Genomic DNA, 19,858 nt, shown 5'->3' with positions numbered 1-19,858 from the left:
GTTGATCAGGCCGGCTCGAGGACCCGCAGTTGCCGCTGAGCGGCTTCGGCGGTGTCCTTCACCGCCTTCTGCACCTTCTCGAAGGCGCGCACTTCGATCTGGCGCACGCGCTCGCGGCTGATGTCGAACTCGTCCGACAGGGCCTCGAGCGTCAGCGGATCCTCCGACAGCCGCCGCGCTTCGAAAATGCGGCGCTCGCGGTCGTTGAGGACGTCCATTGCGCGGTGCAGCATGCTGCGCCGCTGGTCGAGTTCGTCCTGCTCGACGAGCATCGCTTCCTGGCTCTCGGACTGGTCGACCAGCCAATCCTGCCACTCGCCGGACTCGCCCTCGGTCGCGCGGATCGGCGCGTTCAGCGAGGCGTCGCCGGAGAGGCGGCGGTTCATCGAGATGACCTCCTCCTCGCTGACGCCGAGCTGCGTCGCGATGTGCGCCACCTGATCGGGCTTCAGGTCGCCTTCCTCCAACGCCTGGATCTTCGACTTCATCTTGCGCAGGTTGAAGAACAGCCGCTTCTGGTTGGCGGTCGTTCCCATCTTCACAAGGCTCCACGAGCGCAGGATGTATTCCTGGATCGAGGCCTTGATCCACCACATCGCATAGGTCGCGAGGCGGAAGCCGCGCTCGGCGTCAAAGCGCTTGACCGCCTGCATCAGGCCGACATTGCCTTCCGAGACGACTTCGCCGATCGGCAGGCCGTAGCCGCGATAGCCCATGGCGATTTTCGCCACCAATCGCAGATGGCTGGTCACGAGGCGGTGGGCGGCCTTGCGGTCGTCATGCTCGGCATAGCGCTTGGCGAGCATGTACTCTTCCTGCGGTTCCAGCATGGGGAACTTGCGGATTTCTTCGAGGTAGCGGCTGAGACCGCCTTCGCCCGAGGCTATGCTCGGCAGATTGGACTGGGCCATGAAACTGCACCCTCCTTGACGTGACCGGCCGCCTCTTCTGAGGCCGACCGTGCCCTGGACCGCGTCACCGCCGATCCCGGCCAACTCGATGTCCTCATGACATCGCAAAAGTTCGCGCCTGAAATACGGCGTGTCTTCTTAAATAGACCGGTCGGTATAAAACCGCCAGTCCCTTTCACATGATCGTGCGCATTTGCTTGTTCAAAGGCCGAAGACGCCTTGGCAGGGCATCGGGATTAAACCGTCATTCCAAGGGCCGAGGCGAGATTGCGCATGTCCAGAGGGATATCGCTTTCGAACAGCATCGGTTCCCCGGTGACCGGATGTTCGAAGCCCAGCTGGAAGGCATGCAGGGCTTGGCGCCCGAAAGCCTCGACGACGGTACGCTCCGATGGCTCCAGCTTGTTCACCTTGGTCATGAACCCTCCCCCATAGGTCTCGTCGCCGATCAGCGGGTGGCCGATATGGGCCATGTGCACGCGGATCTGGTGCGTTCGGCCGGTCTCCAGCCGACATTCGACCAGCGAGGCCAGCGTATCCTCGCCGGGCGACGAGCGGGCGATGACGTCGAAATGGGTGATCGCCTCGCGGGCGTCCGGCCGATCGGCGGCGACGACGGTGCGCTTGGTGCGATCGGTGTTCGACCGGCCGAGCGCGGCCTCGATCGAACCACTGCGGCGAAGCGGCGCGCCCCAGACCAGCGCCCGGTAGGCCCGCCGCATTCGCCCGTCGCGGCCGTGCGCGGCGAACTGCTCTGCGAGCGAGCGGTGCGCGATGTCGGTCTTGGCGACCACCATGACGCCGGTCGTGTCCTTGTCCAGCCGGTGGACGATGCCGGGCCGTTTCACCCCGCCAATGCCCGAGAGGCTGTCGCCGCAATGGTGGAGGAGGGCGTTGACCAGCGTGCCCGTCCAGTTGCCGGGGCCGGGATGCACGACCAGCCCCGACGGCTTGTCGACGACGACGAAGCTTTTGTCCTCGTAGAGGATCGACAGCGGGATGTTCTCCGGCAGCGGGTCGGCATCGACCGCTTCCGGCACCAGCATCTCGACGACGTCTCCCTCCGCCACCTTGCGCTTGGTGACGCGCGCCGGGGCTCCGCCCACCGTCACATCGCCGGCCTCGATCAGCGCCTGGATACGGCTGCGCGAAAGCACGCCCGGAAACTGTGCGCTGAGAAACTGGTCGAGCCTCAGCCCGCTCGAGGCGGCATCGACGGTGAAGCTGCTTGCTTCTGCATCTTCGGGGATTGTAGGACCGGTAACGATGAAATCCTCCGACATGGCGGGACAGTTCGGCGGCCCCGATGGCCCGCGCCCGCTTCGGCCGCGCGCGGAAGGGTCATTAGGGGCGACGGAAAGAAAGCGACTGATATGACCGACCTGCCCGACGACGAGGCCCCGCTCGATCCCGCCACCGAGCGCCTGCGCCGAAAAATGGTGCGGCTGCTGGCGGTCGCCGTGGCGACCATGCTGATCGGCGTTATGGCGGTGCTCGGCGCCGTTGTCTACAAGATCAACCAGACGCGCGCCGTTCCCAGTACGGCCGAGATCGCCCTGCAGCTGCCCGCCGGCAGCCGAATCGAGAGCATGGCGCTGGATGGCGGCGAGGCGCTGCTGCGGCTTTCGGGTGGTGCGGACGACCTCGTCCGGGTCGATCTCGCCACGGGCATCATCACCGCCCGCTACCGCATCTCTGCGCCCTGACCGCCGCTGTTTCAGGGTTTTTCCACATCCCATCCGCCGGTCGGCAAAAAGGGGGTTGCCATCCCGAAAGCCTCTGGCTATATCCGCGTCACTGGTCACGCGCCCATCGTCTAGCGGTTAGGACGACGCCCTCTCACGGCGTAAACAGGGGTTCGATTCCCCTTGGGCGTACCAGGCTCCCCCATCTAAATAGCTTCTGCATTTTGTATCCGTTTTCGCTGTGATCGTGAAAGCCGTGCCAAATGGTGATATTCGACCGCTGCGGACTAGGCGACGAGTCGCGGTGTCCGGGAGGCGGCCGAGCGGCGACCGGCTGACGTGGCGGTGCCTAGCGCACGCGCGGCGGATGACGAGGGCGCCTCGATTCTAAACCGGGCGATCAGCGCCGTCAGTTCCGCCACCTGTTTTGCCAGTCCCTGTCCCGCCGCGGTCGATTCTTCCGCCATGGCCGCGTTCTGCTGGGTGAACTGATCCAACTGGCCGACGGCGATGTTGACCTCGCCGAGGCCCGTCGCCTGTTCGTTGGTGGCCACCGCGATGGTTGCGATCGTCCCGCTGATCTCGCTGATCCGGCCGACGATCTGCTCCAGGAGCGTGCCGGTCTCGCCGACGAGCCGTACCCCTTCGTCGACATGCAGGCTCGATGCCGCGATCAGCGTCTCGATCTCCTTGGCGGCTTGCGCCGACCGCTGGGCAAGGCCGCGGACCTCTTGCGCAACGATGGCAAAGCCGCGCCCGGCTTCGCCCGCCCGCGCCGCCTCGACGCCGGCATTGAGGGCCAGGAGATTGGTCTGGAAGGCGATCTCGTCGATCGCGCCGATGATGTTGCCGATCTTCTTCGACGATTCGAGAATGCCGCTCATCGCGCCAACCGCCTGCCGCGCGACTTCGCCCGAGCGCTCGGCGTCGACCTTCGTGGCGGCGACGATCTCGCTGGCCTTGGTCGCGCCGCCCGCCGTGCGCCGGACATTGGCGGTGATCTGGTCGAGGGCGGCGGCGGTCTCCTCGAGGCTGGCCGCCTGCTGCTCCGTGCGCCGGGAGAGGTCGTCGTTCGCCTCGGCAATCTGCCCCGTGACCGCCGAGATGGTCGAGGTCTTGTCGCTGATCGTGCGCAAGGTGTCGCGCAGGATCGTCGATGCGGCGGAAAAGTTCAGCTGCAGGTCGCGGTACTCGGCCGGGAACTCGGTGTCGATGCTATGGGTGAGATCGGTCTCGGCGAGGCGCTTCAGCGCGGTCGAGAGGGCCAGCACGACAAGGCGCTGGTCGGCGGCATGGCTCTGGGCGGTTGCCGTCGCTTGCCGGGCCCTGTCGGTCGCGCCGTAGCGCTGGTCCATCGCCTGGTTCTCCGAGATGTCCTTCGCCGCCATGGCCTTCTCCAGCACGGCGAGGGCGGTCTGCATCTGCAGGATCTCGTTGCGCACTGCCGCACCGCCCAATTCGGACAGCCTGTCGGCCGGCGTCTCCTTGGGAACGCCGACGAAGAGAATGCCGATCACCTCGGTTCCGCTGATGATGGGCTCGTAAAGCGCGATATAGGTCGTGCCGAGAATATCGCTGTCGCCGCGGTACATTTTCGACTGTTCAAAGATCGCGGTTAGCGCTGGTCCTGCCGCGAGGGTCGTGCCGAGGGCCCGCGTGCCGTCGTCCTGCTGGACATTCGTCGCCACGCGCGTCGTCCGGTGGAAGACCGTCGCCTTGCCGCCATGCAGCCGCTGGACGTCGTCGACGATGTCGTTGGCCCCGTTGACGAGGTATTCGCCGAAGTAGAGCTGGTCGCCGATCTGGTGCGGCTTGCCGTGCGCGTACAGCTTTTCCCGGAGCGCGGTCAGGTTGGCTTCCAGGCTGGACTGCGTCCGGGTCGCGATCTCGCCCTGCAGCGAGGAGACCGCCCGGCGCGACAGCGAGGCCGCCACGTCGCTGACGGGCTGCACGATGGTGCGACGGATCAGCAGGAAGACCCCGGCGACGATGACGAGGAGGATGGCCGCCGTCGTGGCGACGAGCCAGGTCAACACCGGCGTCTGGGCCGTCGCCGCCGCTTCGACACCGGACGCCCAGACGTTGGCGTCGGTGACGATGGCATCGATGACGGCACGGTGCCGGTCGTAGATTTCGCCGAGGGTCTGGTAGGAGGTCGCCACCGACGCCGTGTCGCCGCGGCTCAAAGCCGGCAGATATACCGTCTCGGTCTCATGCCAGAATTTGTCGCCTTCACTCCCGGACACCTGGGTCAGGGAGGTCTTGAGGGCTTCTGGAATGTCGGAAGCCTGCCAGTAGGCCCGCCGGTCGTCGAAATCCCTGCGCAGCCTTCCAAGGCGCGCGATCTCGGCCGCGCGGTCCCCGTTGCCGTTCCGCAGGAGAGTGATCTGCAGATAGGCCTCGACCAGGTATTCGGGCGGCGGCAGAATGTCAGCCACGAGGTCCTTGCCGGCAATCACCATCCGGTAGTGCTGACCGCCGATGCCCACCGTCTTGATGCCATAGAGCGCGACACCGACGACGATGGCGAGGCCGACGACCATGACGGCGCCAACTCCGCCGATGAGCGAGGCAACGGAAACGCGCCGCGCCAGGGAGGTGAACATCATGCCATTCGCTCCTCGAAAGAGGGTGAAGTCATCGGGCGTGATGCTGCGCGTCGGGACGCGCCAAGCAAGTTCGACCTTCCGCAAAGATAGCCGGCTAAAATTAAAAATGCCTCTAGGGCGGGTCGGGCGAGACGGCGGGGACAATGCGGACGCCACGACCCTCCGACCCGGGGTCGGTCTCACAGGTTCAACTTGCTCGTCCCGTCGCCGCCGTCGGGTGACGCGTTCGGCACACCCGACCTACGACCTTCGACAACCCGGCTGCAGCCGAGGGTCGCCAAGGACGCGCTGGATCAGACGGTAATCGAGCCGCTCGCGATCAGCTTGGTCACATCGAGTTCGCGCAGCTTCTGCGTTCGGCCAAGTTTGCCGCCGAGCGCGAGAACCTGTTCTCCGGAGAGCGGCAGGACGAAGCGCTTGCTGACGATCCGCGGCTCGCCGCCCGGCTGGGCGAATTCAGTCCATTGCAGCCGTCCGGGATACTGCCCTGCGGTCAGCGTGATGCCGCCATCCAGTTCGACGGTTTCGACGACGGTATAGACGCGGTCTTCGTATGCTGCCCTGCCGGCCATGTGTTTTCCCTGATTTGCTTGGTAAACCGTGCTTATGCGCTCTTCCGGCTAAAACACCAATTCAAGCCTTCAGTCAGCGCCGCCGCGTCGGGTTATCGAGTACCGAAGACGTCTGAGAGCCGCATGGCATCACCGAAACTGCGGTGTTTAGCGGGCGATGTCGCGACATCGCCAAGGCCCGCGTCGAGGCAACGGCAGACGACTACCGAAGACCTTACCCCACGAAACATTTTAGTCACCTAAGAAATTAGAAGCGTCTTAGTGATTAGCGCATATCGTTAGCAGGCTAAAGGACGGCGCAGTTGGCGTAGGAGTCCCAGATGGTTTCATTCTTCCAGTCCAGTGCTGCCGACGTGTTGAACGCCATGGGTAAATCCTTCGCGATCATCGAGTTCGATCCCACCGGCAAGATCCTCACGGCCAACAAGAACTTCTGCCACGTCCTTGGTTACGAACTCGCTGACATTACCGGTAAGCATCATTCGATGTTTGTTGATCGGGCCTATGGCAGCTCGGCGAAATACCAGGAATTCTGGAAGCGGCTGGCGGCGGGCGAGTTCGTCTCGGGACAATTCAAGCGGTTGTCGAAGAGCGGCGAGGCGGTCTGGATCGAGGCTTCCTACAATGCCGTCACCAATGCCCGCGGCAAGGTCTACAAGGTGGTGAAGTTCGCCGCCGACGTCACCGCCGCCAAGCGCATCGCCGTCGACGAAGCCGGCAAGCTAGCGGCCCTCGGCCGGTCCCAGGCCGTCATCGAGTTCACCCCGAGCGGCGACATTTTGGGAGCAAACGGCAACTTTCTCGCCGCCCTCGGCTATCGTGCCGAAGAAATCGTCGGGCGGCATCACAGCATGTTCGTCGACCCGTCCTATGCGCGTAGCCCGGAATACGCGGCCTTCTGGACCGCCTTGCGCAATGGCGAGTATCAGGCCTCGGACTTCAAGCGCTTCGGCAAGGGCGGTCGCGAGGTCTGGATCCAGGCGTCCTACAACCCGATCCTCGACGACAACGGCGCCGTGACGAAGGTGGTCAAGTTCGCCACCGATCTGACGGACCGGATGAAGGCGGTCGACACGGTCGGTGTGGCCCTCGGACGACTGGCTGAGGGCGACCTCAACCAGCGCCTCGATACGGCATTCATCCCCTCGCTGGAATCGCTGCGGATCAATTTCAACCAGTCCGTCGAGAAGCTGAACGCTGCGCTGCGGTCGGTCAGCGAGAACGCCACGGCGATCCATTCGAGTGCCGACCAGCTCCGTTCGGCCGCAGACGACCTCGCCCGCCGTACCGAACAGCAGGCTGCGGCGGTCGAGGAAACCTCGGCGGCTTTGACCCAGATGGCCGGCACGTTGAAGCTCTCGAGCAACCGGGCTGACGAGGCCGGCGGTCTCGTGGCCAAGACCCGGGCCGATGCGGAGCGCTCGGGCCTGATCGTCGGCGAGGCGATCGCGGCGATGAGCCTCATCGAGTCATCGTCTGACGAGATCGGCAAGATCATCGGCGTCATCGACGAGATCTCGTTCCAGACCAATCTCCTGGCGCTCAACGCCGGCGTCGAGGCAAACGGGCGGGTGAAGCAGGCAGGGGGTTTGCCGTGGTGGCGCAGGAGGTGCGGGGCCTTGCCCAGCGTTCGGCGACGGCAGCCAAGGAGATCAAGGAATTGATCTCGACCTCCGGCCACCAGGTCGAGGCCGGCGTCCGGCTCGTCAGCCAGACTGGCGAGGCGCTGGAGTCGATCGGCCGGCGGGTGGCCGAGGTCGACAGCCATGTGTCCTCGATCGTGGAATCTGCCCGCAGCCAGTCAGCTGGCCTGCAGGAGATCAGCCTTGCCGTCGGCACGATCGACAAGGGCACGCAGCAGAATGCCGCAATGGTCGAGGAGTCGACCGCGGCCAGCAACGAACTGGCCGGGGAGGCCCGCTCCCTGACGGTTCTGCTTGAAGGCTTCAGCCTCGGAGACGCTGCCCATACCCGCCAGGGGTCGCCGGTGCACCAGCTGAACAGACGGGTCTCCCAGGCTTTCGGGGCCCGGAAATGACGGCCCGGGATCCTACCGCCGCCCAAGACACTCGAAGCGCAGTCCTCAAGAAAGGTCTTTTCATGCGCCTGAACACCACCCCCATTCGGCCAGCCAGCGCCCTTGGAGGCTTCTGATGGCGAGCGACACGTCAAAGGGCGCGGCCGTCGAACTGCCCGCGCGCCTCGATCTGACCGCCGCTGCACCGCTGCATGAGCAATTGCTCGGGCTGCGCGGGGAAGCGCTCGAGATCGATGCCTCCAAAGTCGAAAGCCTCGGCGGGCAGTGCCTGCAGGTGCTTCTTTCGGCCGTCGTCACCTGGAAGGCGGACACGGTTCCGCTTCACATCACCAACGCCTCACCCGGTTTCGAGGGCGGCCTCCGGCTGCTCGGCCTGAGCCTCGACAGCTTGCTCGACAAGGAGATTTCACAATGAAAATGACCATTCTGACGGTCGATGATTCCCGTACCATGCGCGAGATGCTGCGCCGGGCGCTCGAGGACAGCGGCTTCAACGTGGTGCAGGCCGAGGACGGCGTGCACGGCCTCGAGGTGCTCGACGGCATGGACCGCCCGGACGTGATCATCACCGACGTCAACATGCCCCGCATGGACGGACTGACGTTCATCGAGGAAGTGCGCAGCGAGCAGGCCCGCCGGGTGATCCCGATCCTTGTCCTGTCGACCGAAAGCGACGTCGAGAAGAAGGCCCGTGCCCGCAAGGCCGGCGCCACCGGCTGGATCGTCAAGCCCTTCGACCCCGTCAAGCTTGTCGACGCCATTCGGCGCGTCGCGGCCTGACGCTCGCTACGGCGAGACAGGTTTGAAACCGCATCCGTAACCATCCCGTCCGTGCGGCGGGAATGGCCGACCCGCCGACCGGCGCGGCCAAGAGAGCTGGCTAAAGAGGACTGAGCGATGGACGCGATGGCGGAAATCCGGGCGACATTCTTTGAGGAATGCGTCGAGCAGCTGGGTGAACTGGAAATCGGCCTGTTGGCCATGGAGAACGGTGAGGCCGATTCCGACACCGTCAACGCGGTTTTCCGCGCCGTTCACTCGGTCAAGGGCGGGGCGGGTGCGTTCAACCTGAACGATCTCGTCCACTTCGCCCACATCTTCGAAACGACGCTGGACGAGGTTCGCTCGGACCGGCTGGAGGCGACGAACGACGTCGTCAAGATCATGCTGCGCGCCGCCGACGTGCTCGCCGACCTCATCACCGTCGCCCGCGATGGCGGTTCGGTCGATGCGGCGCGCACTAAGGTTCTTGTCGCTGAACTGAAAGACCTGGTGCCCGGCGCCGCCAGCGCCCGTATGGCCGCCGTGCCCGAGCCGGTGGAAGAAGACGAGAGCGCGCTCTTCCCCGATGGCGACGGGGACGGCATGGACGGGTTCGATTTCGTCCCCGTGGCGATCGACTTCGACGATCTGATGGGCGGCACGCTGGCCGGCTTCCGCATCACGTTCAAGCCGACACCCGACATGTACGCGAAGGCGAACGAGAGCGCCCGGCTGATCCGCGAGCTCGCCGCGCTCGGCGCGATCGACATCGAGTGCGACACGTCGGAAACCCCGCTCCTCAGCGACCTCGATCCGGAAAGCGCCTTTCTGTCCTGGACGGTCACGCTGAACACGGATGTCGGCGAGGACGCGGTCCGCGAAATCTTCGAGTTCGCCGAGTTCGATTGCGCCCTCAACATCGAGGCGCTGATCACCGAGAACCCGGAAGGCCCGGATGACGATGGCGGCAACGAGGCGGTCGACGCCGAGACCGCGGCGCTTCTCGCCCGCCTCATGGCCGGCGGCGGTGCCGAGGATCCGGAAGCCCCGCCGGCCCCGGCGGCGGCCAAGCCCGCTGCCGCAAAGCCTGCCGTAGTGAAGGCCGAGGAACCGGCCGCCCAGAAGGCAGCCAAGCCCGCCGCGGCGGCGGCGCCCGCGGCTGCATCCGGCGAGGGCGGCGGTGCCCAGCCGGGCGCCACCATCCGCGTCGATCTCGAGCGCGTCGACCGGCTGATCGACCTCGTCGGCGAGCTGGTGATCCACCAGGTCATGCTCTCGCAGCGGGTGACGCTGGCCGGGCTTGCCCGCGCCACCGATGTCGCCGTCGGCCTCGACGAACTGGAGCAGCTGACCCGCGAGATCCAGGACAGCGTCATGGCGATCCGCGCCCAGCCGGTGAAATCGGTGTTCCAGCGCCTGCCGCGCCTCGTGCGCGAGGTCGCCGACGCGACCAAGAAGATGGTCAAGCTGGTGACCGAAGGCGAAGGCACCGAGGTCGACAAGACGGTCATCGAGCGTCTGTCGGATCCCTTGACGCACATGATCCGCAACGCCATCGACCACGGCCTCGAACTGCCGGCCAAGCGCCTGGCCGCCGGCAAGCCGGAGGAAGGCACGGTCCGCGTCGCCGCCATGCACCGCTCGGGCCGCATCGTCATCGAGATCTCCGATGACGGCGCCGGCATCAACCGTCCGGTTGTCCGCGACATCGCCATCAAGAAGGGCCTGATCCCGCCGGACGCGGCGCTGACCGACGAGGAGACGGACAACCTGATCTTCCTGCCGGGCTTCTCCACCAAGGAGGAAGTGTCCGAGCTGTCGGGCCGCGGCGTCGGCATGGACGTGGTCAAGCGCTCGATCCAGGCCCTCGGCGGCCGTGTTTCCATCGCCTCCAAGCCCGGCGAGGGCTCGATCTTCTCGATGAGCCTGCCGCTGACGCTGGCCGTGCTCGACGGCATGATCGTCTCCGCGGGCACCCAGACCCTGGTGGTGCCGCTCACCGCCATCATCGAGACGCTGAAGCCGAAGGCGAGCGACGTGCGCGGCTTTGGCAGCGACCAGCGGCTGATCTCGGTGCGTGACAGCTTCCTGCCGCTGATCGACGTCGCCCAGCAGCTCGGCTACCGCGACGGCGCAACCGACGCGATGACCGGTGTCGCGATCCTCGTCGAAGCCGAGAACGGCAGCCGATCGGCGCTCCTGCTCGATGGCATCCAAGGCCAGCGCCAAGTCGTGATCAAGAGCCTCGAGGCCAATTACGGCCATGTGCCGGGCGTCGCAGCCGCCACGATCATGGGCGACGGGCGGGTGGCCCTCATCCTCGACGTCGACGCCGTCACTGCCACCTCGCGCTTCGAGGCGAGCTTCTTTTCAAACAACCTTCAGGCAGCGGAGTGACCATGAACAGTCATAGCGAAAATGCCGGCATGCGCGAGCTCATCGCCTTCCGGATCGGCGAGCAGGAATTCTGCGTCGACATCATCACGGTGCGCGAAATCCGCGGCTTCGCGGCGGCGACCCCGCTGCCGCACGCCCCGAATTTCGTGGTCGGCGTTATCAACCTGCGCGGCACGGTGCTGCCGATCGTCGACCTCGCCGCCCGCCTCGGCTTCGGCCCGACGGTGCCGACCGCCCGTTCGGTGGTTATCGTGGTGCGGATCGACCGTCAGCTGGTTGGCCTCCTCGTCGACGCGGTGTCGGACATCCTGACCGTCACCGACGATCTTTTGCAGGCGACGCCGGACGTCGCCTCCGAGATCGCCCGCAGCTTCGTGCGCGGGGTTATGGCCTTCGAGGGGCGGATGATCTCGATGATCGCGGTCGACTCGGTTCTGCCACAGACCGAACTCGCCGCCTGACACTGACTTCTTCAAGGTGCGTCGTCCGGTTCGACCCGGCGACGCCTGAACTTCGCGCAAGGGCGCCCCGATGGCCAGACCAGAAGCAGAGCGAGCCGAAGCCAGCCACCGCGGCGGCTCGAACGAGTACATCCTGTCGGAAAGCGATTTTGCGACCATCGCCAAGATCCTGCACGACGATTCCGGCATCCTGCTCGTGCCGGCAAAGCGTGATCTCGTCTATTCGCGCCTGGCCAAGCGGCTGCGGGCGCTCGGCCTCGGCAGCTTCAAGGAATATTGCGGCTACATCGCCGGCACGGAGGGTGCCAGCGAGCGGATGACCATGCTGGCGGCCCTGACCACCAACGTCACGCATTTCTTCCGCGAGAAGCACCATTTCGAGTTCCTGAAGGCCCAGGTCCTGCCGCCGCTGCTCGACGCCGCCAAGCGGGGCGGGCGGGTTCGGATCTGGTCTGCCGGCTGCTCGAACGGCCACGAGCCCTATTCCATCGCCCTCACCATCCTCTCGATGATGCCGGATGCCGCCGAGCGGGACATCAGGATCCTTGCCTCCGACATCGATCCCAACGTCGTCGCCTTCGGCCGCGCCGGCATCTACGACGAGAACGCGCTGGAGCCGGTGCCGCGGCCAATGCAGCAGCGCTGGTTCCGACCGGCGCAAGGCGGCCTGGAGGTCACCGATCCGATGCGCGAGCTCGTCTCTTTCCGCGAGCTCAACCTGATCGGCGCCTGGCCGATGCGGGGCGGCTTCGACGCCATTTTCTGCCGCAATGTCACGATCTACTTCGACCAGCCGACGCGCGAGAAAATCTGGCACCGCTTCTGCCAGCAGCTGTATCCGCAGGGGTTCCTGTTCATGGGCCATTCCGAGCGGCTGACGGGAGCCGCGACCAAACACCTCGTCTACGAGGGCACGACTTCCTACCGCCGGCTCGAGGGAGAGGTGGCATGATCCCGGTCAAGGTGCTTATCGTCGACGATTCGCGCACCATGCGCGCCCTGCTGAAGCATGCGCTCATTCAGGACGCCGCGATCGAAGTGGTCGGCGAGGCGGCGAGCCCGGTCGAGGCCCGCGACATGATCAAGGCGCTGGATCCCGATGTCGTGACGCTCGACATCGAGATGCCGAAGATGAATGGCCTCGAATTCCTCGAGAAGATCATGCGGTTGCGGCCGACACCGGTGATCATGGTCTCGAACCTGACCCAGCCGGGGGCGGGCGCTACCTTGCGCGCGCTCGAGATCGGCGCCTTCGACTGCATCTCGAAGCCCAGCGGCGCCGGCGGCAACACGCTGGACCACCTGCCGGGGCTGATCAAGGAAGCGGCGAAGTCGAAGCGCCGCATGGCCCAGCAGCACGCGCAGATGAAGGCGCCGCATTTGCAGCGGCCCGACGCTGTCCACAACGCCCGCTGGCCGGATCTCGTGGCCATCGGGTCGTCGACCGGCGGCGTCGAGGCGCTGATCCAGGTGCTTTCGGATTTCCCGGCGGCCTGTCCGCCGACGCTGATCGTCCAGCATCTGCCGGCCGCGTTCACCACCTCGTTCTCGGCCCGGCTCGACAAGATCTGCCGGGCTAGCGTCGGCGAGGCGAAGGATGGCGAGGAACTGAAGGCCGGCCATGTCTACATCGCGCCCGGCGGCCTGCACATGACCGTTCAGGGGCGCCGCGGTCAGCGGCTGCAGCTCGATCAAGAGAATCCGATGACCGGGCACCGGCCGTCGGTCGACCGTCTCTTCCACTCGATCGCGGACAATTTCGACGGACGCGCCACCGGCATCATTCTGACGGGAATGGGCCGGGACGGTGCCGAAGGACTTCTGCGCATGCGCGAGCGCGGCGCGCGGACCATGGCCCAGGACGAGGCGACCTCGCTCGTCTATGGCATGCCGCGGGTTGCCTTCGACATTGGCGCCGCCGCCCAGCAGGTAGCCTTGCGCGACGTCGCGCGGGAAACATTCGGATAAGCGAGCAACCTTTTTCTGCAGTTCGGGCACGTCATGCCGAGAGCTTGTCTGACACCCTTCAATTCTAGAATGCAAAGGAGCCAGCCATGGCTTTCAAGGCACAGCTCAAAGTTCTGGTGGTCGACGACCAAAGGACCAGCCGCATGCTGATCAACGACGCGCTGGACCAGATCGGAATTCGTCAGATCGCCTTCGCTGCCGATGGCGAGGAGGCACTGAAGATGATGATGACCGCGCCCAGCCATGTCGTGATCTCGGACTTCAACATGCCCAAGCTCGATGGCCTGCAGCTCTTGAAGGCGATCCGCGCCTTTCCCGCGACCAAGAAGACCCCGTTCTTCATCCTGACCGGTCGCGGCGACCGCGAGCTGGTTCAGAAGGCGGCCGCCCTTGGGGCAAACAACTTTCTGATCAAGCCGCTGACGGCTCCCGTGCTTTTGAAGACCCTCGAAACCGTGCTGGGGAGACTCCAGTGACTGACGCCTTACCAAGAAGACGCCTGCACATCATTCAAGGCGAGGCCAAATGGGGCCGCGGCGAGGACCTCGTCCTCACCACGCTCCTCGGCTCCTGCGTCTCGGCTTGCATCCGCGATCCGATCGCCGGCGTCGGCGGCATGAACCACTTCCTGCTGCCGGGTGGCGGTGAGGGGCATGGCCAGTCGCGCTCGGAGAGCTATGGGCTCTACCTGATGGAGCTCTTGATCAACGGCCTGCTGAAGCTCGGCGCCCGGCGCGAGCGGCTGGAAGCGAAGCTCTTCGGCGGCGCCCGCACGGTCGGCGGCCTGTCCGACATCGGCGCGAAGAACGCGGCCTTCGCCAAGCAGTTCCTGGATATGGAGGGCATCACCTACACCGGGGGCAATGTCGGCGGCGAGAACGGCCGGCGGCTGGAATACTGGCCGCACACCGGCCGAGCTCGGCAGATTCTGCTCGTTAAATCCGCAGCGCTGCCGGCACCGCCGGTTCGTGTCCAGCAATCCGGCGGCGACCTCGAACTCTTCTAGTGTCTGCTCCCCTTCCGACCAGGACCGCTCCCATGTCGCAAACGCAAGTTTCCTCGATCCTCGCCCGCCTTTCGTACGAGCTGCACGCGCTGGCCGATGCGACGGATGATTTCCACCATCTCGCCTTCTCCGACGATGTGGCGGCCCGCCTGAACGATGCCGACTATATCCGTGCCACGCAGAGCATCGACCACACCCAGCAGATCCTCGCCAACCTCTCGGAGTTCACCGCTTGCCTCGCCATGGCGTCGCCAGTGGACCTGACACTCAACCCGACGCAAGCGCTGCAGCTGATCACCCTCGGCGAGCTCCGTCGCCGCCTCGAAGATGCGCCTGAAGCCACGGTCGAGGTTGAGGACGAAGGCGATACCGAGTTCTTCTGAACCGGCTATAAGTCGCCAGGACGCCATCCACCTTCGGGTTTCTCCGCGCTGTCCCGCTCGTCTCGGCGACTGCTCTTGTCCGCCTTGCGACTGCTTGGTGGGCACTGTGGGCCTCCCCGGCGCGCTTGGTTGATCGATGGAAGGCCGGTGTCAAAGAAGCATCAACCTTAACGGGATTTTATTAGCCGCGACTTATGTTTCAGGCATGCCCCCGCATATCTGAAAGCAGAGTCCATGTCCTTCCAGAACCTTCGCATCTCTCGGAAGCTGCTGATCGCTTTCGCGACCATTTTTGTGATGTCGAGCGTCGCCACCGGCCTCGTCTACCAGAAGATCCAGGCCGTCGCCGCGCTGGACGACGCGAACCGCAACAGCATGCTCCTCTCGGCCGAGGTCGAGCACCTGTCGAAGTCCATGCTCGAGCAGCAGAGCGCGGTCCGGGGCTTCCTTCTGACCGGTGACGAGACTTTCGTCGCCGCCTACCAGGCGGCACAGACGGATTTCGCGGCCAAGGCGGATCGCTTCACGCAGGAGACGGTCTTGCCGGAGCAGCGCGAGCGCATTTCGCAGCTTCAGGAATTCGTGGCGAAATGGCAGAAGGAGCAAGCCGAGCCGCAGATGGCGCTCTGGCGGGAGCCGACCAAGCGCAAGCAAGCCCTGGCCATGACCGGCAAGATCGGGCTCGGCGACGGCGAAGCGATCCTTGTGTCCATCGCTGAGGCCCAGAAATCCATCGTCGCCGGACGGGTCGCCGCCTCCGATGAAGCCGAAGCGACGGCGGTGAAGGTTCTCGCCGGCAGCGCGGTTTTCGAGGGACTTCTGGCGATCGGTCTCGGGCTGCTCCTCGCCCGATCCGTCGGCCGGCCGATCACGCAGATGACACAGGCGATGCGCGGCCTTGCCGGCGGCAACACGCAACTCGACGTTCCCTCGACTCATCGCCGCGACGAAGTGGGCGAGATGGCGAGGGCGGTCGAGAGCTTCAAGCTGGCGGCGCTCGAAAAGATCCGACTCGAGGAGGCGGCGGTTATCGCGCAGCGCTCCCAGGCGGCGCGGCAGGACGAGCAGAAGGCCGTCGACCACGCCAAGGCCGATGACCTCAGGCTCTTCGTCCAGGCGGTCGAGCGCGGCTTTGCGGCCCTCTCGGACGGCGATCTCACCGTGCGCATGGATCAGGCGGTGGCGCCCGAGTTCGAGCCGATCCGCGCGACCTTCAACGAAAGCGTCGGCAAGCTGGAGACGACGATCGGGTCTGTCGTTGGTGCCGTCGGCGTCATCCGGATCGGCCTCAACGAGATTTCCGTGGCGTCCGGGGACCTTGCCCAGCGCACCGAGCAGCAGGCGGCGAGCCTCGAACAGACGGTCGCGGCGCTCAGCGAGGTGACGCGCTCGGTCAACGAGGCAGCGACGAGCGCGGAAAAGGCGCAGGCGACCGCCGCCACCGCGCAGCAGAATGCCGAACGTGGCGGCGAGGTCGCCGGGCGCGCGGTCGAGGCGATGAACCAGATCGAGACCTCCTCCGACAGAATTGGCAAGATCATCGGGGTGATCGACGAGATCGCCTTCCAGACCAATCTTCTGGCGCTGAATGCCGGCGTCGAGGCGGCGCGGGCCGGCGAGGCGGGCAGGGGCTTTGCCGTCGTCGCCCAAGAGGTGCGGGGCCTCGCCCAGCGCTCGGCCGATGCCGCCAGGGAGATCAAGACGCTGATCTCCACCTCGCGCAGCCAGGTCGAGCAGGGCGTCGCGCTGGTGACGGCGTCCGGAAAATCACTCGACGAGATCGTGACGCAAGTGGCGGAAATGGCCGGCGCCGTCGCCGGCATCGCCACCAAGGCACGCGAGCAGGCGGTGAGCCTGCGCGAAGTCTCGGTCGCCGCCGACCAAATGGACAAGGTGACCCAGCAGAACGCTGCCATGGTCGAGGAGACCACCGCGGCGGCACAGAACCTGTCGACGGAGACGACGGAACTCGCCGGCCTCGTCCAGCAGTTCCGGACCAGCCATTCCGCACCCGCCAGGCGGCAGGCCGCGCCGCCACGCGCCCCGCTCGCGCGGGACACCGGAAGGGTCGTCCAGATGCGTCAGACCGGGAGCGGCGGCGCCGCCGTCAAGGCGGTGCCGGCCCAGGACGGCTGGGAGGAATTCTGACCGCCCGCGCTTGCCGCTGATACGGCAGCCTCACGCATTTGACAAAGAAAGGCCACCGGTTGCGACACGCGCTCGGTGGCCTTGGTCATCGTGCTGCAAGGGCGGTGGCGAGCATCCGGCTTATCCGGCCTCAGAGCGTTGTACGTCCTGGAGGACGTACAAAGGACGCTCCGTCTTATTGGTTTTAGAGCACGCCGGCGTCGCGGCAGGCGCTGTAGATGTCGATCGCCTTCGCATTGGCACCGGCTACGCGGCGAGCCTTAAAGGCGAGGGTGCCATCTGCGGTGTTCGGCTTGCCGCTGCCGTCGAACAGCGTCATCCCCGACGCCGAGCCGCTGGCCTCGTTGATGTTGACGAGACCGCAGATTACCAGGTCGCCCGAAGACTGGCGCCGCGCCGAGACCGGGCCGAACTCCAGCGTCCGCCCATCCTCGAATTCGGCGGAGAACTGCGCCTTCACGTCGGCCAGCTGCACCGGCGTCAGCGTGTAGGGCGTCGTCGCCACGCTGGTTTCCGGCACGCCATAGCGAAACAGCTCAAAACGCGGCAACGCCATGCCCGAGAGATCGATCTTCGGGGCGTTCATGCCGGAGCAGCCGCTGAGGCTCGTGATGATCAGGCCGGCAAGGATGAGACGATGGCGCATGCGACTTGGTTCTTCTGATTCACCTGATAAGTAAAGACTTTCGTCCGCGCCGTGCGGACACTTTGTCACGTGGCAGAACGCATTTCGTGAAGCCGCCGGTCGCATGGCCGTCATGCTGCGGCCGGGCGGTTACCCGAAACTGTCGTCCGGCCACGCCGGGCCCTGACGCGGCGACGGGCCGCCACCTTTCGAAAGCAAGCGATGGACGAGCGATATCTGCGCGTAACCGACCCGGACGACCCGCGCGTCTCGGTCTTTCGCGACGTGCGCGAGCGCGATCTTGTCGGGCGCAACGGCTTCATCGCCGAGGGAACGGTGGTCATCGGCCAGCTGATCGAATCGCCACGCTTTGCCGCTACTCGCCTTCTCATTCTGGAAAACCGGCTGGAGGGCCTGAAGCCGCTGTTGGCGCGCCTGCCGGCCTCGACCCCGGTTCACGTCACCGATCGCGCGACCTTCGACGGCATTGCCGGTTTTCCCGTCCACCGCGGCGTGCTCGCCCATGGCGAGCAGCGCTTTCCGGATGCCGGCGAGGACGACGGGACGCTTCGCCGCCTGGCCGCGGCCGGCGGCTGCGTCGTCGTGGCGGTCGGGATATCCAACCACGACAATATGGGGGCGATTTTCCGCAATGCCGCGGCTTTCGGGGCCGGCATGTTGCTCGTCGACGACGCCTCTTGCGACCCGCTCTACCGCAAGGCGATCCGCGTCTCCGTCGGCAGCGTCTTCACCGTCCCCTATCGGCGGGTGGCGACGGGGGCGGCCGCAGCTGAGCAATTGGTCGCGGCCGGCTTCCGCTGTGTCGCGCTATCGCCCGGCGGGCAGCTCGGCGCCGAAGCGCTGGAGCGTCCCGGGGCGACCGCGTTGTATTTGGGGACGGAAGGGGAGGGCCTGCCGGTTTCGCTGATGCAGGCGATGGAGACGGTGCGGATCGACATGGCGCCGGGCTTCGACAGCCTCAATGTCGCGACCTCGGCCGCCATCGCCCTTCACCGGATCTATGCCGGCCGCGCGGGCTCCGGCTGAGCGGCAGCGGCTGCGCCCCGCGCCTCGGGATCCGTCAGCAAGGCCACCCGCTCGGCCAGCGTCCGCGGGCCAGGGCGGGCGGGCGCGGGATCGGTTTTGATCAAAGGGGCCAGCGGCGATGTCGGTCCCTCCGACACCGCCACCATGCGGATGACGCGGGCGGCAAGGTCTGAAATCGCGTCGCCAATCTCGGCGGGACTGGCCGAGGTGACGTCCGCTCGGCCGTTCTGACGCTCGAGCGCTGCCCGCAAGCGCTGCCCGGCAGAGCCGGTGCCCGCCGCCTGCGGCAAGGCTGCTGACGCAGCGTCGGCGTCCTTCTTGGCCGCGTCGGCGATCTGCTGCTTCAAGCCGGTGATCTCGTCGTCGCGGTCGGCAAGTTCGCCGATCTTGGCGTCGAGCTTGACGCGGAGCGCTGCGGCCGCCGCCTTCTCCTCGGCAAAACTGCGCTGGGCAGAGCTGACCTCGTCGTGCAGCCGGTCGATCGCGGACTGCGCCTCGCGCTCGCCCCGTTGGAGAGCGCGGTCATCATCGGCAAACCGGTCGAGCTTTGCCTCGGCAGCGATCAGCTGGATCTTGCGCTCCTCGGCGATCTCGCCGAGTTCGTCGAAGCGGTCGGCGAGCGTTGCAAGTTCTTCGGCGGTGGTGGCGGCCTCCGCCTGAACCGCTGCGAGCTGGGTGGAGAGCGTCTCGTGCTCGGCCGACAGCCGCGCTGCCTCGGCGGACAGGCTGGTGATCTCGGAGTCCCGCTGTTCGATCGTGGCGGTCAGGCCGCGGACACGCTTCAACAGCTCGACGTTTTCCACCGTGCCGCGTCCGAGCTCGGCCTGGGTGCGGGCGGACTTCTCGTTGGCGCGGGCCGCCAGGATTTCCTGACGCCGGACCGACATCGCGGCTTCGGCGCGGACGCGGTCGTAGCCGGCGCGAATTTCATTGGCCGAGGTCGGGATCGTCGCCTCGAAGTCGCGCCGCGCCAGGCTCTGCGCCTTTCGCCACACCAGCGGCATGACGAGGATCGCCACCAGAAGGGTCACGAGCACGCCGAAGAGGAACGTCAGGACGGTGGCAATCATCGAAATCCTGGAGAGGCTGAGGCAAATGTCGTCGGGCAAAGGCGCCGGCGGGCGACCGTAAGGCCATAAACCTACAACACCTCAGGACAAACCGGAACGGTGCGGAGGCCGGTTCGCCCGGTCCGATCATTGGCTGGAAAAACGATGCGTCCGCCCGACGGAAGACGACGAGCCGT

The 19,858-nt window shown here is 65.9% G+C and carries 18 protein-coding genes, 1 tRNA gene and 1 pseudogene; 14 read left to right on the top strand and 6 right to left on the bottom strand.

The window, feature by feature from the left end:
• Positions 1–5 precede the first annotated feature (5 nt).
• Together rpoH and ACZLZY_RS08040 are read right to left on the bottom strand one after the other, a co-directional pair.
• On the bottom strand, positions 6–911 hold the full coding sequence (gene rpoH, locus ACZLZY_RS08045; protein ID WP_472933710.1) for an RNA polymerase sigma factor RpoH: 906 nt from the start codon (positions 909–911) through the stop codon (positions 6–8).
• 236 nt (positions 912–1,147) lie between these two features.
• Complete coding sequence (locus ACZLZY_RS08040; RefSeq protein WP_472933709.1) at positions 1,148–2,194, bottom strand: RluA family pseudouridine synthase; 1,047 nt, start codon at positions 2,192–2,194, stop codon at positions 1,148–1,150.
• Positions 2,195–2,284: 90 nt separating this feature from the next.
• Here ACZLZY_RS08040 and ACZLZY_RS08035 point away from each other — a divergent pair, with 90 nt between their 5' ends.
• On the top strand, positions 2,285–2,617 hold the full coding sequence (locus ACZLZY_RS08035; RefSeq protein WP_472933708.1) for a fimbrial protein: 333 nt from the start codon (positions 2,285–2,287) through the stop codon (positions 2,615–2,617).
• 99 nt (positions 2,618–2,716) lie between these two features.
• Positions 2,717–2,791, top strand: a tRNA-Glu gene (locus ACZLZY_RS08030).
• A 92-nt stretch (positions 2,792–2,883) separates the two neighbouring features.
• Here the strand turns inward: ACZLZY_RS08030 and ACZLZY_RS08025 are convergent.
• Both ACZLZY_RS08025 and ACZLZY_RS08020 read right to left on the bottom strand, forming a co-directional pair.
• The gene (locus ACZLZY_RS08025) at positions 2,884–5,205 is read right to left on the bottom strand and encodes a methyl-accepting chemotaxis protein (RefSeq protein WP_472933707.1); all 2,322 of its coding nucleotides are present in this window, start codon (positions 5,203–5,205) and stop codon (positions 2,884–2,886) included.
• 293 nt (positions 5,206–5,498) lie between these two features.
• Positions 5,499–5,777, bottom strand: a complete 279-nt coding sequence (locus tag ACZLZY_RS08020; protein WP_472933706.1) for a hypothetical protein — start codon at positions 5,775–5,777, stop codon at positions 5,499–5,501.
• Between the two features lie 320 nt (positions 5,778–6,097).
• Here ACZLZY_RS08020 and ACZLZY_RS08015 point away from each other — a divergent pair.
• From ACZLZY_RS08015 to ACZLZY_RS07965, 11 genes and pseudogenes are all read left to right on the top strand, one after another.
• Positions 6,098–7,815 (top strand): annotated as a pseudogene (locus ACZLZY_RS08015) (methyl-accepting chemotaxis protein).
• A gap of 115 nt (positions 7,816–7,930) precedes the next feature.
• On the top strand, positions 7,931–8,230 hold the full coding sequence (locus tag ACZLZY_RS08010; RefSeq protein WP_472933705.1) for an STAS domain-containing protein: 300 nt from the start codon (positions 7,931–7,933) through the stop codon (positions 8,228–8,230).
• Positions 8,227–8,595: a response regulator gene (locus tag ACZLZY_RS08005; RefSeq protein WP_472933704.1), complete on the top strand. Its 369-nt coding sequence runs from the start codon at positions 8,227–8,229 to the stop codon at positions 8,593–8,595. The genes ACZLZY_RS08010 and ACZLZY_RS08005 overlap by 4 nt, the downstream gene beginning before the upstream one ends.
• Before the next feature lie 117 nt (positions 8,596–8,712).
• Positions 8,713–10,974 (top strand): chemotaxis protein CheA, encoded by a 2,262-nt coding sequence (locus tag ACZLZY_RS08000; RefSeq protein ID WP_472933703.1) that lies wholly within the window; start codon positions 8,713–8,715, stop codon positions 10,972–10,974.
• Between the two features lie 2 nt (positions 10,975–10,976).
• The gene (locus ACZLZY_RS07995; protein WP_472933702.1) at positions 10,977–11,435 is read left to right on the top strand and encodes a chemotaxis protein CheW; all 459 of its coding nucleotides are present in this window, start codon (positions 10,977–10,979) and stop codon (positions 11,433–11,435) included.
• A gap of 70 nt (positions 11,436–11,505) precedes the next feature.
• Positions 11,506–12,387, top strand: a complete 882-nt coding sequence (locus ACZLZY_RS07990; RefSeq protein ID WP_472933701.1) for a CheR family methyltransferase — start codon at positions 11,506–11,508, stop codon at positions 12,385–12,387.
• Complete coding sequence (locus ACZLZY_RS07985) at positions 12,384–13,403, top strand: protein-glutamate methylesterase/protein-glutamine glutaminase (protein ID WP_472933700.1); 1,020 nt, start codon at positions 12,384–12,386, stop codon at positions 13,401–13,403. Before ACZLZY_RS07990 ends, ACZLZY_RS07985 begins: the two co-directional genes overlap by 4 nt.
• 86 nt (positions 13,404–13,489) lie before the next feature.
• Entirely contained in the window at positions 13,490–13,879 is a 390-nt protein-coding gene (locus tag ACZLZY_RS07980; RefSeq protein WP_472933699.1) for a response regulator, read from the top strand.
• On the top strand, positions 13,876–14,409 hold the full coding sequence (locus ACZLZY_RS07975) for a chemotaxis protein CheD (protein ID WP_472933698.1): 534 nt from the start codon (positions 13,876–13,878) through the stop codon (positions 14,407–14,409). The genes ACZLZY_RS07980 and ACZLZY_RS07975 overlap by 4 nt, the downstream gene beginning before the upstream one ends.
• 32 nt (positions 14,410–14,441) lie before the next feature.
• A complete protein-coding gene (locus tag ACZLZY_RS07970) occupies positions 14,442–14,792 on the top strand; it encodes a DUF8776 family protein (protein WP_472933697.1) in 351 nt (116 codons plus the stop codon).
• A 234-nt stretch (positions 14,793–15,026) separates the two neighbouring features.
• Positions 15,027–16,940, top strand: coding sequence for a methyl-accepting chemotaxis protein (locus ACZLZY_RS07965; protein ID WP_472933696.1), 1,914 nt, complete (start codon positions 15,027–15,029; stop codon positions 16,938–16,940).
• 184 nt (positions 16,941–17,124) lie between these two features.
• Here the strand turns inward: ACZLZY_RS07965 and ACZLZY_RS07960 are convergent, their stop codons facing one another.
• A complete protein-coding gene (locus tag ACZLZY_RS07960) occupies positions 17,125–17,586 on the bottom strand; it encodes a hypothetical protein (protein WP_472933695.1) in 462 nt (153 codons plus the stop codon).
• A gap of 201 nt (positions 17,587–17,787) precedes the next feature.
• On the opposite strand from ACZLZY_RS07960, the gene ACZLZY_RS07955 reads away from it, so the two are divergent.
• Positions 17,788–18,612 carry a TrmH family RNA methyltransferase gene (locus ACZLZY_RS07955; protein WP_472933694.1) on the top strand — a complete coding sequence of 275 codons (825 nt, stop codon included), beginning with the start codon at positions 17,788–17,790 and terminating at the stop codon, positions 18,610–18,612.
• Here the strand turns inward: ACZLZY_RS07955 and ACZLZY_RS07950 are convergent.
• Entirely contained in the window at positions 18,585–19,682 is a 1,098-nt protein-coding gene (locus tag ACZLZY_RS07950) for a coiled-coil domain-containing protein (protein WP_472933693.1), read from the bottom strand. The two genes, ACZLZY_RS07955 and ACZLZY_RS07950, sit on opposite strands and share 28 nt — an antisense overlap.
• Positions 19,683–19,858: the final 176 nt, after the last annotated feature.

Source organism: Mesocryomonas lacus, from assembly GCF_055730135.2.
This window is presented reverse-complemented; position numbering and strand designations above follow the sequence as displayed.

What these genes read in the sequence shown, in the direction of transcription:
- ACZLZY_RS07960 (WP_472933695.1), bottom strand. Translation starts at nt 17,586, where the DNA reads ATGCGCCATCGTCTCATCCTTGCCGGCCTGATCATCACGAGCCTCAGC.
- ACZLZY_RS07995 (WP_472933702.1), top strand. Translation starts at nt 10,977, where the DNA reads ATGAACAGTCATAGCGAAAATGCCGGCATGCGCGAGCTCATCGCCTTC.
- ACZLZY_RS07980 (WP_472933699.1), top strand. Translation starts at nt 13,490, where the DNA reads ATGGCTTTCAAGGCACAGCTCAAAGTTCTGGTGGTCGACGACCAAAGG.
- ACZLZY_RS08040 (WP_472933709.1), bottom strand. Translation starts at nt 2,194, where the DNA reads ATGTCGGAGGATTTCATCGTTACCGGTCCTACAATCCCCGAAGATGCA.
- rpoH (WP_472933710.1), bottom strand. Translation starts at nt 911, where the DNA reads ATGGCCCAGTCCAATCTGCCGAGCATAGCCTCGGGCGAAGGCGGTCTC.
- ACZLZY_RS07955 (WP_472933694.1), top strand. Translation starts at nt 17,788, where the DNA reads ATGGACGAGCGATATCTGCGCGTAACCGACCCGGACGACCCGCGCGTC.
- ACZLZY_RS08000 (WP_472933703.1), top strand. Translation starts at nt 8,713, where the DNA reads ATGGACGCGATGGCGGAAATCCGGGCGACATTCTTTGAGGAATGCGTC.
- ACZLZY_RS07950 (WP_472933693.1), bottom strand. Translation starts at nt 19,682, where the DNA reads ATGATTGCCACCGTCCTGACGTTCCTCTTCGGCGTGCTCGTGACCCTT.
- ACZLZY_RS07985 (WP_472933700.1), top strand. Translation starts at nt 12,384, where the DNA reads ATGATCCCGGTCAAGGTGCTTATCGTCGACGATTCGCGCACCATGCGC.
- ACZLZY_RS08020 (WP_472933706.1), bottom strand. Translation starts at nt 5,777, where the DNA reads ATGGCCGGCAGGGCAGCATACGAAGACCGCGTCTATACCGTCGTCGAA.
- ACZLZY_RS07990 (WP_472933701.1), top strand. Translation starts at nt 11,506, where the DNA reads ATGGCCAGACCAGAAGCAGAGCGAGCCGAAGCCAGCCACCGCGGCGGC.
- ACZLZY_RS08010 (WP_472933705.1), top strand. Translation starts at nt 7,931, where the DNA reads ATGGCGAGCGACACGTCAAAGGGCGCGGCCGTCGAACTGCCCGCGCGC.
- ACZLZY_RS08025 (WP_472933707.1), bottom strand. Translation starts at nt 5,205, where the DNA reads ATGATGTTCACCTCCCTGGCGCGGCGCGTTTCCGTTGCCTCGCTCATC.
- ACZLZY_RS07970 (WP_472933697.1), top strand. Translation starts at nt 14,442, where the DNA reads ATGTCGCAAACGCAAGTTTCCTCGATCCTCGCCCGCCTTTCGTACGAG.
- ACZLZY_RS08005 (WP_472933704.1), top strand. Translation starts at nt 8,227, where the DNA reads ATGAAAATGACCATTCTGACGGTCGATGATTCCCGTACCATGCGCGAG.
- ACZLZY_RS07965 (WP_472933696.1), top strand. Translation starts at nt 15,027, where the DNA reads ATGTCCTTCCAGAACCTTCGCATCTCTCGGAAGCTGCTGATCGCTTTC.
- ACZLZY_RS08035 (WP_472933708.1), top strand. Translation starts at nt 2,285, where the DNA reads ATGACCGACCTGCCCGACGACGAGGCCCCGCTCGATCCCGCCACCGAG.